This window comes from Maribacter sp., assembly GCF_039968975.1.
Taxonomy (GTDB): Bacteria; Bacteroidota; Bacteroidia; order Flavobacteriales; family Flavobacteriaceae; genus Maribacter.
In genome coordinates this window covers 1-13620 of record NZ_JBDVOT010000021.1, presented here as the reverse complement: position 1 = coordinate 13620, position 13620 = coordinate 1, and the positions used below count along the sequence as shown (strand labels likewise).

The 13620-nt window shown below is 35.5% G+C and carries 11 protein-coding genes; 8 read left to right on the top strand and 3 right to left on the bottom strand.

Features of this window, described 5'->3' with window-relative positions:
* Positions 1 to 966 (bottom strand): hypothetical protein (locus ABJI11_RS01325; protein ID WP_348348745.1); only part of this gene is annotated, 966 nt, incomplete at its 3' end.
* A gap of 48 nt (positions 967 to 1014) precedes the next feature.
* Positions 1015 to 1713 (bottom strand): DNA repair protein RadC, encoded by a 699-nt coding sequence (gene radC / locus ABJI11_RS01320; RefSeq protein ID WP_276492056.1) that lies wholly within the window; start codon positions 1711 to 1713, stop codon positions 1015 to 1017.
* 200 nt (positions 1714 to 1913) lie between these two features.
* On the opposite strand from radC, the gene ABJI11_RS01315 reads away from it, so the two are divergent.
* Entirely contained in the window at positions 1914 to 2789 is an 876-nt protein-coding gene (locus ABJI11_RS01315) for a carboxypeptidase-like regulatory domain-containing protein (RefSeq protein WP_348348744.1), read from the top strand.
* Positions 2790 to 2919: 130 nt separating this feature from the next.
* On the top strand, positions 2920 to 3363 hold the full coding sequence (locus tag ABJI11_RS01310) for a DUF1569 domain-containing protein (protein ID WP_348348743.1): 444 nt from the start codon (positions 2920 to 2922) through the stop codon (positions 3361 to 3363).
* Between the two features lie 159 nt (positions 3364 to 3522).
* On the opposite strand, the gene ABJI11_RS01305 is transcribed toward ABJI11_RS01310, so the two are convergent.
* Positions 3523 to 4878, bottom strand: a complete 1356-nt coding sequence (locus ABJI11_RS01305; protein WP_348348742.1) for a Mur ligase family protein — start codon at positions 4876 to 4878, stop codon at positions 3523 to 3525.
* Positions 4879 to 5130: 252 nt separating this feature from the next.
* Here ABJI11_RS01305 and ABJI11_RS01300 point away from each other — a divergent pair, with 252 nt between their 5' ends.
* From ABJI11_RS01300 to ABJI11_RS01275, 6 genes are all read left to right on the top strand, one after another.
* The gene (locus ABJI11_RS01300) at positions 5131 to 7983 is read left to right on the top strand and encodes a gliding motility-associated C-terminal domain-containing protein (protein ID WP_348348741.1); all 2853 of its coding nucleotides are present in this window, start codon (positions 5131 to 5133) and stop codon (positions 7981 to 7983) included.
* 3 nt (positions 7984 to 7986) lie between these two features.
* A complete protein-coding gene (locus ABJI11_RS01295; protein WP_348348740.1) occupies positions 7987 to 8940 on the top strand; it encodes a type IX secretion system membrane protein PorP/SprF in 954 nt (317 codons plus the stop codon).
* Between the two features lies 1 nt (position 8941).
* The gene (locus ABJI11_RS01290; protein WP_348348739.1) at positions 8942 to 11113 is read left to right on the top strand and encodes an OmpA family protein; all 2172 of its coding nucleotides are present in this window, start codon (positions 8942 to 8944) and stop codon (positions 11111 to 11113) included.
* Between the two features lie 74 nt (positions 11114 to 11187).
* Entirely contained in the window at positions 11188 to 11505 is a 318-nt protein-coding gene (locus ABJI11_RS01285; protein ID WP_348348738.1) for a cupin domain-containing protein, read from the top strand.
* 56 nt (positions 11506 to 11561) lie between these two features.
* Positions 11562 to 12347, top strand: a complete 786-nt coding sequence (locus ABJI11_RS01280; protein ID WP_348348737.1) for an SDR family oxidoreductase — start codon at positions 11562 to 11564, stop codon at positions 12345 to 12347.
* Positions 12348 to 12522: 175 nt separating this feature from the next.
* Positions 12523 to 13086 carry a hypothetical protein gene (locus ABJI11_RS01275; protein WP_348348736.1) on the top strand — a complete coding sequence of 188 codons (564 nt, stop codon included), beginning with the start codon at positions 12523 to 12525 and terminating at the stop codon, positions 13084 to 13086.
* Positions 13087 to 13620: the final 534 nt, after the last annotated feature.

Here is a 13620-nt window from a genome sequence, read left to right as displayed (position 1 = left end):
CTCAAAAGTATAGCCCATAGTGAAGTCATTCGTAAATTCTGCCGCAATTAAATTTCTATAGGTTTGCGGTACGTCTACTCTATTATACCGCATTTTACAATTATTTACAGGTCTATTAATGACCTCTTCTAAATTTGCCTTTTCCTTTTTTAAAAGATCAAGATCGGAGAATGAACTATAGCTAGCGGCCAATGAAACCGGCATGTAATCTGCTACATGTTTTATTAGCGACTTAAATTTTATGCTATTAGTAGATACGTTTTTATCGTACTTTGAATAGTCTGCATATTGAAAAAAGAAATTGCCTTTTATAGTATACTTTTTATGCAGAGCAATTAGCTCATTGTAATTATCATAGGGGTCTTTTTGCCTATTCAATCCAACAGCTATACGTTCAACTACTCTTTTAAGCTTAAAAGTCCCCAAGTCGATCAACATACCAATGACTCCGCGCATAAGACCACGGTTGGCATAACAATGAGAAGTGGCTACATCTATAACAGAAATAAAGTCGTACGTTTTGTTTTTATATTCCAAATCTGCAAAACGTTCTTTAAGTGCATCCAATAGCTTGAACGCCCAAATATCGACAACAGGTTTTTTAAGAAATCCGTTTTGAAAAGCGATACTGTCCTTAGGAGAAAATCTACCATGTATATCTTTTACATGCGGCAAATACTCCTCATACCTGGAAAGCATAAAAAAACTAGCGGCGAAAATATCAAAGGGCAACTTACTTCTTTCTCCGGTTTGAAAAAAGCAGGGCGTACCATCATAATCCCCAATATTTAATTGAATATCATTGATTCCCTGTTCAAATAACAGCTCATTGCTACGAATAAAAAATTCGTTCTGTAATGGTTGCTTTGTGTAGGTAATTTTTGGTCCTGTATGTTTTATAAACTCTTCTACCTTGGTCGTAAAATCTAACTCAATACCCAATATATTCACAAAGATATGCCTCATGATATAGGTAAAACGTGGCGTGATTTTATGTGTATAGATCAATAACATTTATAGAATTTTTTCGTCTGCAAAGCTATAGTAACTTTTTTGGGTAATGATCAAATGATCCAACACTTTAATATCTAAAGTTTCACTAGCTATTTTTAACTTTTGGGTAATTTGTTTATCAGCAGCGCTGGGTCTTAATGTACCTGAGGGATGGTTATGAGCAAGAATAATTGCCACAGAACCTAGCTCTAAAGCCTGTTTCATAACAATACGTACATCTACCAAAGTACCTGTAATACCGCCCTTACTTAATTGCGCCTTATGCAATACTTTGTTAGAGTTGTTCAGAAAGAGAATCCAGAATTCCTCGTGTTCCAAATCGCCCAACAAAGGTTGTAAAATTTCAAATACGTCTTTACTACTTCCTATCTTCTCTATTTTGGCTGCATCTTCACCTCTACGTCTTCTACCTACTTCTAGTGCTGCCGCAATACTAACTGCCTTAGCTTCACCAATTCCTTTAAAGGTCATTAATTGCTTGATGGAAAGCCGTCCCAATTCATTGAGGTTATTATCTACCGATGCCAAAATACGCTTAGACAGTTCCACTGCACTTTCAGATCTACTGCCCGAACCAATTAAAATAGCAATAAGCTCAGCATCAGATAATACGGAACGACCCTTTTGAACCAACTTTTCTCTTGGTTTATCATCATCTGACCAATTTTTAATAGATAAGGTTGTGGGTTTATCGTGCATTGGCTAAAGATACAGAACTAATTATTTTATGGTAAATTTTGGAGCCAATCATTTGGCGCTTGTACTTATATTAAGCTTGAATCCTTTAACTAAATAGAGTTTAGAAAAAAATAACTCCGTAGTTGAAAAATGATAACTACTTTTAATTTTAATCGCGCACAATATTTCAGAGAGTAAGTGTTTTATTTTTAATATTTAATATGAGATTATATTGGTATATATCCTTCTTCGTTTTTTTAACTACTAAATTGTGTGTTGCTCAAAACTATACAATTATCGATTCTCAATCCAAAGAGTCAATACCTTTTGCAGCCATTGAAATATTAGGTAAGAATGAAGGTTTTTTTACTAATGAAAAAGGTAACTTTTTTCTAGACACTACAGAAATACGTAAAATCAAAATATCTTGTTTAGGGTATAATAATCTAATTACCGAGAATAAACTTATGAAGGATACAATCTTCTTAATCCCCAAACTAGAAAGTTTGTCTGAGGTAATAGTGTATTCATCAAAAAAAGAAACAACAACTATTGGAGGCAAATCAAAAAACATAGCCTGGCATCTTGGTCAGCACGACCAATTAGGGGTTTTACTTAAACCTCAAGCTGATTACAAACAATCTTTTATAGAGGAGATTTTAATTCCTATAGGTAAATTACCAGCAACTACAGAATCAAAGCAAAAGCAGTTTGAAAGTGTTTTTCGTCTTCATTTATTTTCTAATGAAAATAATCAACCAAATATTCCTCTTCTAAAAACTCCAATAATTATTCATTGTAACGAAAAATCTAATAAATTATTAAGAGTTAATATATCTAATAAAAACATTCAATTTACAAGCGAAGGTCTTTTTGTTTGCTTAGAAATGATTGGTGAAATTGATAATGATGGACAGGTAATTGAAAAGAAAAATTTTGTGCCTAATTTTAAATTTACTGATAAGCAAAACAAATATTTTTCATCTCATTCTTATTTTAAACCTAGCAACTCTGACATATGGATTTCTGTTAACAAATTTTTAGATAAGGAGATTTTTTTGGCTCTCAATTTAGTGGTCTCTATCAATGAGAATTAACTGTAACAGGAGGTTTTATCAACAACAGCAAGATGTCTCTTATTGTGGAGTAGTGGGTTTATCGTGCATTGGATAAAGATACAGAACTAATTATTTTATGGTAAATTTATACATCATTTAAAAACCGACCATGAAATCATTACTAACAGAAGAAGGATACCGAGATATAACATCAAGAATTGAAAAGCTTTCTGAGAATTCTGAAAAAGGATGGGGCAAAATGACCGTTGGTCAAATGGCATGGCATTGCCAATACCCGTTAGACTTAGCAGTCAAGAACAAACCGAATACTGCTAAAGGAAACTGGTTTATTAAAACCTTTTTCAAAAAATCACTTTATGATGAAAAGCCATGGCGTAAAAACTTACCCACATCTTCATTAATGAAAACCTTCGATGACAAAGATTTCAATAGTGAAATAGAAAAATTAAAATCCTTGATTGATGATTTTTATGCGGTCCGCACCCGCGATAAATGGTATCCTCACCCTGCTTTTGGAGTCTTCACCCCTGAACAATGGGGCCAATTGGAATACAAACATTTAGACCACCACTTAAAACAGTTCGGAGTTTAGGTTTTACTTGTTGGCTGTTGGCTGTTGGCTGTTGGCTGTTGGAAAACATAAAATTTAAAGTTCTATTGCAAAAAACTTAATACTTTGCACTCAATTTCCCTCATTCCACCTTTGTACTAAATACTTCGTACTTATTACCTTGTACTTTGTACTTCCTTCTTAACTCATTAACTCTTGAAATTTCTTCAAATCGAAACCTCCATAGTTACCAGAACTCATAAGTAGCAATGTAGTATCATCATAAGCCTGACTTTCTAAATACTCATGAAAAGAGGCAGCATCTGTAAATATATTTAAATCATTTCTTTGAAAAGCTTCAGAAATTTGATTTAGAGTAACTGCTTCTAATTTTTTAATGGCTACAGATTCTGGCAGAAAGAAAATAACCGCTTCATCTGCGGCATCTAAAGCACCTTTGTACTCCTTTAAAAATTCCGGATTAAAACTACTATAGGTATGCAACTCTAAACAAGCTATCAATTTTCTATTCGGGTATTGTTCTTTTACCGCCTTCGTAGTAGCTGCCACTTTACTTGGGGAGTGCGCAAAATCTTTGTAGGCAATACTAGAATTTCCTTCCGCTATTTTTTCCAAACGTTTAGAAGCTCCTTTAAAAGTAGCAATAGCTTCGTAGAAATCGTCTTCATCAACACCCATGTTTTGGCAAATCCACTTTGCTCCTGCCAGATTACTTAGGTTATGTTTTCCAAAAACTTCAATAGGCATAGGTCCTTCGTTAGTCTCTAACAAAGTTTCACCATTTTCAACAGTATATTCAGGTGTAGTATATGGTAATTTTCTAATGGCGTTTTCTGAAGCCTCAACAACTTCTTTTACTGCCTTATCTTCAATATTATAGGTAATAGAACCTCCATTTACTATACTATCTACAAATATTTTAAACTGCTCAACATAATTCTCAAAAGTTGGGAATACATTGATATGATCCCAAGCAATACCACTTAACAAAGCAATATTAGGTTGGTACAAATGAAATTTAGGTCTGCGGTCTATTGGTGAAGACAAATACTCATCGCCCTCTAAAACTATAAAGTCATTATCCTCGGTCAGGTGCACCATTCTATCAAAACCATCTAATTGCGCACCTACCATATAATCTACTTCAATATCATGAAAATTAAGCACATGAAGTATCATAGAAGTAATGGTGGTTTTACCATGACTACCGCCAATAACTACTCTGGTTTTATTTTTAGATTGCTCGTATAAAAATTCAGGGTAAGAATAAATTGTAATTCCAAGTTCTTGAGCTTTTAGCAATTCGGGGTTATCCGCTTTGGCGTGCATACCCAATACAATAGCATCTAGATTGCTTGTTATTTTTTCAGGAAACCACCCAAACTCAATGGGTAACAAACCCTTTGCAGCCAATCTAGATTTAGAAGGTTCAAAAATGACATCGTCACTACCTGTTATAACATACCCTTTATGTTCTAAGGCCAATGCTAAATTGTGCATGGCACTTCCTCCTATCGCAATAAAATGTATTTGCATTCCTAAAATTTAGGAGCCAAAGATACATATTGTACAATTAAAACTGTTCAATTCTCACATAGTTGACACACTATTTAACCGTAAGAAAAGTTATACAATTTAGACGAAATGCATCAAATTTTAACATTTTATAACATGAAAAGTAGTATTCACCTTACATTTTTAACATTACACAACATATAGTTTCCTACAAAAATAATCGCAAATATCTTTGACTTCTATTAATTCTATTCAACAACCAACCTTCAATTAATGAATAAATTAAAATTTAGGTTCTTAACCCTTGTGGTTTTTTTGCTCGGTAGCGCAAACTTACTCAAAGCACAATGTGCAGGTAATGATGCCAGCATTATAGTTTGTGAGAAAGATGCAGATGAGACCAATCGTAACTTTGCATTATTTCCAAGGCTAGGTGGTTCCCCTACTTCTGGCGGTTCATGGTCAACCACAAACCCAGAAAATTTCTATGCTTTAAATCAAAGTACGGGCATTGTTGATCTTTGGCGCATCAATAACTATGGAACACACTCCTTTGTATATACTAATACTGATTGTAATGAATCTGCCACTGTAACAATTACCTTAGGGGGTTACCCAGGTGAAGATAATGTTGACGGTAGTGCTAATGCCTGCGGAGATGACAGTAGCGTTAACTTACATGGTTTTATAGGAAGTAATGTAGATAGAAAAGTACAAGATTTCAAAGGTCTTTGGGAAGAAGACCCTAGCACCTTTACAGGTCAGCTAGAAGATAATATCTTCAATGCTCAACAAGCAGGACCGGGTATATATAATTTCACATACACCGTACCAGATGTTGATAGTTGTTTAGAGAGAACATCAACAGTGATTTTAGAAGTGCATCCACCACCAAATGCAGGTAATGCTTTTGGTCTTACATTCTGTGCAGATGAAGATTTATCCGCCTACACCGCATTTGACCTCAGTGATCAATTGGTAGGTGAAGACCCTAATGGCACTTGGACAGAAAATGGAACCAACCAATTAAGTGACCTCAACGATTCTGTTATCAATATTCAAGAAATGTATGACAATTTTGGTTATGCAGATTTCACATTTACTTATACTGTATTTCCTAGTCACCCTGTGTGCGAGAAAAGAGAAACTGAAATAAGTATTAGTATTTTACCTTTACTAATGGGTACTATTACTGCAGATGATATTTGTTCTGGAGAAGATTATGTTGTTGATCTAGTATATGATGACACCCTTCTTCATGATGGTGATTTCTTAATTCAATATACCATTGATGGTTCAATAGGTGATTCTCCGGCAACATTAGCTGACGGAAATGGAAGTTTCATTGTTGATCCGGCATTGGTTACTTTAAATCAAGAAACGACTCTTGAAATTATAGGGATTAGAAGCGTTACACCTCCACAAGATGTTTGCGACAGGGTTGTTGTACCACCTACTACTTTTTTAGTAACCAGTTCAGCTGTTAGTGCCGAGGATATTTGTGTACAAAATGACAATACTATACAGATTATTGAGATTCTTGATACCGATGGTAATTTGGCTAATGGAAACTTCACTACCGAATATACAATTACTGACCCAGATGGAGACACAACAACTTCAGATACGTTTGAACTCGAATTTACAAATGGAGCTTCTACGTTTGTGGTACCTGCAAGTAATTTTTCTGAAGGCGGAACATATGGAATAAGACCTACCATAAGCGATATATATGCTACAAGTTGTCCTATTACAGATACATTTATAGTAACTCCGTTACCAGATGCTATTCAGCTAGACCTCATTGTAGACAACAATTGCGACGCCACACAAATAGATGTTTTAGTAGACGCACCTATACTACCAGATGGTACATATACTATTACCTATGATGTTACAGAGTTAGGCACTAATACCGTATTGACTACAAATACTATAAATTTTACAGGTGGTACGGCAGCATACCAAATAGATGTTGATGCATTACCTATTGGTAATTATACCGCCAATGTACGTAGCGTTCAAGATGACACAACACCATGCCGGTTAGATTTTGAGTTTGAGGTAAATGAAAACTTCTCTCGTGGCGGAGTGCCAGAAGCTCCTTTAGCCGATGCCAGCCAGACTTTTTGTTTGAGCGATTTTAGTGGCTTACCGACGTTAATGGATATTCAAGTTACCGCAGCTGGCGATATCTTATTTTACGATACCGATACAGACACCAATATTCTACCTATTTCAACAGAACTGATTGATGGTGAAGATTATTTTGTAACCAATAGCGATCCACTTACTAATTGTGAGGGTACCGAACGTGTTCAAATAACGGTCAATTTCAGTAATCCTGATGCACCAACGAGTGATGATAATACTCCGTTGTTCTGTGCAGAAACAAATCCTACTTTGTCGAATATTTCTGTAAATGTTAGTGAAGGTAGCGCTGTCTCTTGGTACGATACACTTACCGGAGGTACTGCTTTAGATGTAACAACGGTTTTATTAGACGGTCAATCTTATTTTGCAGCTACCAACACCAGTGGTTGTAATAGCACTGAACGTATAGAAATAACCCCTATGGTAATTACTGTAGCTCCAACTTCGTTATCATCAGAAATGTTGACAGTTTGTGGTCTAGACGACCCTACGGTTGTAGCATTACGGACTTTAGAAAACGAAACTGAAAATGAAGTCTTTTGGTTTATAACAGAAACTGGCGGTACAGCGCTAACAGATGACGTTCCGTTATTAGAAGACACCGTGTATTATGCTGAAAATTATAATTCCCTTACTGAATGTTCTTCCGCTACTAGGGTTCCCGTTACCATAGACTTTAGCAATTGTGATCCCGAAAATTATGATTTTTTCATTCCTGACGGATTTTCACCAAATGACGATAGTAGAAACGATACCTTTTTCATTCCGAATATAGAAATGATATTCCCTGATTTCACATTAGAAATATTGAACAGATACGGCACATCTTTATTTAAAGGAGATATTAACAACCCCGCTTGGGATGGTAGAAATGGTTCTGCCACGGCGCCAAACGGAGTCTATTTCTATATCATCAATTATAACAAAGACAATTCTGAACCTATTCAAGGTCGCTTATACTTAAACAGATAACCCATGCACAATAAGATAACAAACACCACTTGGGGCATCTGCATAGTTATGCTTTTGTCCTTAATACAACTGCAAGGTCAGCAAGACCCGCAGTACACACAATACATGTACAACATGAACGTGGTCAACCCAGCGTATACCACTAACGAACCCGGCATGCTTAATTTTGGCACGCTATATAGAACCCAATGGGAAAATGCTGTTGGCGCACCAAAAACGTTGACCTTTTTCGCCCATACTCCACTATCGGAAAAAATTGAAATGGGAGCCTCTATTATTTCAGATGATATTGGCGACGGTTCTTTAAAAGAGAATAATATTTATGTTGACTTCGCCTATATTCTAAAACTAGACGAGCAAAGTAATTTAAGTTTAGGGTTAAAAGGGGGCATCACTACGTTCGAAACCAATTTCAACGGATTCAGACTACCAGAAGTACAAGACGACCCTGCTTTTAATGAGAACATGAACAATACCTTCCCAAACGTGGGCATCGGTGCATTCTATAACAGAGACAAATTTTACGCAGGTCTTTCTATTCCAAATTTATTGACATCTAAACATTTAGAAAACAGAGATGGTATAAACCGTATTGGATCAGAAGCCGTTCACCTTTTTGGTATGGCAGGCTATGTTTTTGATGTGAATTCAAATTTAAAATTAAAGCCATCCGTATTAACAAAAATAGTATCAGGAGCACCAATAACGGCAGATGTTTCTTTCAACGCACTATTCAACAATCGTTTTGAAGGTGGTGTCTCGTACAGGTTAGATGATTCTATCAATGCCATGTTCAATATTGCCGTAATTCCGTCTTTACGTATAGGCTATGCTTATGATTACACGTTGTCTAATTTAGGCGCATTCAATAATGGATCTCACGAGATTTTCGTGTTGTTCAACCTAGACCTTTGGGGACTTAAAAAGGGCTATGATAAATCTCCTAGATTCTACTAAAATGAAAAAAATACAATTATATATCATCATATTTTTAGGTGTTTTTCAATCCGCCTGGTCGCAAGATCTAAAACGTGCCAACGATTTATTTGAAAAGAAATACTATGCAGATGCCATTGCTTTATATGAAGCGGCACTGCCTAGCAATAAAAGTAGTCTGATCATTAAGAATTTGGCAGATAGCTATTATCACACTTTTGACCTTAATGCATCGGCACGTTGGTATCGTTACCTGATTTCTAATTATGGTGATACCGTTGATGAGCAGTATTATTTTAAACTGAATCAATCTTTAAAAGCAATTGGCGAATATGAAGAAGCAAATAATTTTCTCATAGACTATTACACCAAAGAAGGTAATGTAGCGCAACTACAGCAGCTAAAAGAAGCTATTGTATATCTAGAAAATGTAAGTGCCATTGGTGAGCGTTTTGCTATTGAAAACAGTAAACTGAACACGACAACATCAGAATTTGGGGCAATGCAAGTGAACAACGCGCTTTGGTATACGGCAACACATAAAAAATCGACCTCAAAAACCTATCGTTGGAACAATCAACATTATTTGGATATTTATACCCATGCCATTGACCAAGTGCAATTGGGAGATAGTCTTAGCATCAGCTTATCTAACCATGTAAACACCAAATTGCATGAAGGGTCTTTTACCATTTCACCCAATGGTACAACCATGTATTTTACAAGAAATAATTACAACAATGGTAAGCGCAAAACAGATGACCAAAAAGTTTCAAACTTAAAAATTTATAGTGCCAATTTAGTGGACGGAGAATGGAAGAATATTACCGAGCTTTCTTTTAACAGCGATGACTTTTCTAACGAGCACCCTGCATTAAACGCAGCAGGCACAAAATTATATTTTTCTTCTGATAGACCAGGCGGATTTGGTTCCTTTGACCTCTACGAAGTTAGTTTACTATCAGACAATACGTTCAGCACACCCGTTAATTTAGGTAGTGTAATCAATACGGACAAGAAGGAGCAATTTCCCTTTTTAGCTTCGGATAATTCACTTTACTTCTCATCGAACGGACACCCAGGTTTCGGACTTTTAGATGTGTTTATTTCTAAAAATAAAAATGGAACATTTCAGCATCCGGATAACTTAGGTCTACCTGTAAATAGTGGTTATGATGATTTTTCTTATGTGTTGAATACAGATAATACATCTGGCTATTTTGCCAGCAACAGACCATCTGGTGTAGGTAGTGATGATATCTATAGTTTTAACATCACCCAAGAATTGGTCATAGAAGATTGTGAACAATTTATAACTGGTATTATTACAGATCGTACCACTACCCTTGCATTAGCTAATGCTACGGTAACATTGTTAAATGCTGAGAACGAAATAATAGCAACATTCATTACTAAAGAAAATGGCGCATTCAATTTTGATATTGTCTGTGAAGCACTTTACGAGGTACAGGTAGAAAAAAAGGGATTTGAGGGTAATACTAAAAACATCCGCAGTACAAAAGAAAGAAATGCTGAACTTGATGCGTCAATGGATCTCTATTCCATTCAAGAAAAGCAAAAAGCAGAAGCATTGGTTTTACAACAAAAGCAAGAAGCCGAAAAATTACGACTAGAACAGTTGGCTATTAAAAAAATGGAAGCTGATAAAAAGGCTCTGGCACTAGCAGAACAACGATCAGCCGAAAAAGCAGAACGTTTAGAAAAAGAAAGAATAGCTAAAAAATCAAAGACTGAAAAAGCACTGGTAAAGAAAATTGAAGATGCCATACGGACCGAAGAAGCCCTTGTAAAAGAAACGGACCGCACCATAATACAAACTGAAGAAATTCATTTTGATTATAGTCTTTGGTATTTACGGAGAGAATCTCGCGAGCGATTACAAACGGTCATAGATATCATGAAAAAGAATCCGGGTATCATTATTGAAATTGGCACACATACAGATATTCGTGGTAATGGTGGCTACAACAAAAACCTTTCTCAAAAACGAGCCGATTCTGCAAAAGACTATTTGGTCAAAAACGGTATAGAATCTGAGAGAATTGTATCTAAAGGGTACGGAGAGTCAAAACCTATAGTGGTTTGTGGGACAGAAAAAGATTGTACAGAAGAAGATCATGAATGGAACCGACGATGTGAGTTTGTAGTAGTTGGTTGGGACTACGGTAAATAAACAATAGTTTCAAAAAACAACTATTATAAAATTGCATTAGTTTCTAGTATCTTTAGTTCTTAAACTAAAGAACAATGAACTATAACCTTTCTACCATTCCATCAAAAGAGATTATGCCAGGTTTACACGGCAAATTGGTACACTCTAAAAACATGAGTATGGCGTTTTGGGATGTAGAAAAAGGCGCTACCGTACCGGAACATGCACATATGAACGAGCAGATAATGCATGTAATGGAAGGTGATTTTGAATTCACCCTAGACGGGACTACAAAGGTGTACCGCCCAGGTGATATTGTGGTAATCGCTCCCCATTTAAAACATAGTGGTGTTGCCCTGACTCCTTGTAAATTATTAGACGTTTTTAGTCCTACACGAGAAGAATACCGTTAGTAGTTGCTGTTAACTTAGGCTACTGTCAGTTACCGTATTTAAATCAAATTTGAGAAATGAATATATCCTTAAAAAATAGAAAAGCATTAATTGGTGGTAGTAGCGGCGGCATAGGCAAAGCTATTGCGCAGCAATTGGCTGCTAGCGGTGCCAGTGTAACCCTAATGTCACATAGCGAAGAGAAATTACATTACATTGTAAATGAATTGCCTACGGACCAAGGGCAACAGCACCAATATCTAGCGGTAGATTTTAACAATTTCAAAGATTACCAAAATGTAATCTCCAAGTACTTTCAAAATAATAGTGTCGATATTCTTGTCAATAACACGCAAGGTCCCTCTGCTGGTAGCACGCTTGAAAAACAAGTAAACGATTATCAAGAAGCATTTGACCTTCTATTTAAAACTGTTGTTTTTACTACAGAACTAGCTTTGAAGTCAATGACAGAAAACAATTGGGGACGCATTATCAATGTAGCCTCAGTATCAGTAAAAGAGCCTCTTTCATATTTAGCATTATCCAATTCAATTAGAGCTGCAGTAGTAACTTGGGCAAAATCTTTGGCTACTGATGTTGGCAAGCATAATATAACCGTCAACAGTGTTCTCACCGGATATTTCGACACCGACAGAATTACCCAACTAAATGCAAAAAAAGCTGAACAATTAGGTATTGAAGCTAGTCAAGTTAAAAAAGAAATGGAATCTAGAGTAGCAGTACAACGTATTGGAAAACCAGAAGAGTATGGCTATTTAGCAGCTTTCTTGGCATCTGACAATGCCGCCTATATTACAGGAACAAATATTCCTATTGATGGCGGACTGTTGAAGTCGTTGTAGTTAATTTATGTATTAAAATCAAATTTAAACGTTTACAAACGCATATTATGCGTTTGTAAATGGATAGCGCATTGTATTCATTGACATTCTACTAGATATTATTAAATTACGGGTAAAACAGAAATATGTGCAATTGTGCACATATACAATTGTTACAAGCAAGCTAAAAAAACAAGTGAATTACGATTTTTACGCAGATAAGAAAGATAAAGAATTAATTCTCAAATATATCTTAAATGAGATGGACTTGAGGGTTTTTGACTCATACTCATCCTATGGACAAGAAATAACGGAATACAAAACCGTAGAAGAAATAACGGAAAAGTTAGACTTGAAAAATGGGCGGGAATATGCAGTATCATTAATTCTTTGGAATTCGAATTTTAGCGATAAATTAATATTTGAGAGAATTGAATTAAACCCTAAAAAGTGCGATGGACATAAGTTTAGATACGCGACAAGAGGTTGGGGAACAATTCAGTTATATCTTGGTGGACTTGACAAAAATCGACTTCATCATTCCCATATTGGACATTTTAATGAAAAAGGAGCTTTACAAAAGGAAACAAAAAACCATTGTAATGGAAAAGTTGGAGATTGGGATTGGAAAGAAATCTCAAAAAATTCTAGGAAACTTAAATATTACATACATAAAAAATTAGCAACTGAAATTAAAGGGAGTTTTGGAATTCTAAAATTTGCTCACCAACTTACAAAGAACGGAATTGAATTAGAGTAAGAAAAAGCCAGCTTGTAACAATGTCTATAATTAATACGGGTTTTGGTGCTTAACCCAAAGTTTAGAGTTTTTAACCAAGTCCGCCAAATCTTTTGATTTGGCTTTAAAATAAAAAAGATAAAACAAAATAAAAAGTTTTGGCTAAGTGCTTAATCGGAAATTAATTACTTTTAATTCCCGTACTAACCATAGCCTAGACGTTAACAAACATTTTGCCATTAAAAAATCATCGTTTCGCAATTAACCTGAATATTTAAAATAATAGATTTTGGTTTGGGGAAATACGATTTTTTTTAAAATAGTTTCTTTAAGGTAGCTGCTTTCTCATAATTCAAGTGTTTAATTAAAAAATTCCCTAGCCTAAGTTCTCGGACGGACGGACTTCACTCAGACGCAACTGTTGCGTAGACGGACTTGTCAATTTCTTGGATAAGTCTGCATAAAAACGATATACATAAATCCTTTTCTATTTGGTTTCGACGGACTTAAAAAAAGAAACCTTTTCAAAAGAGTTCGGGAAATCCATCAGTGATC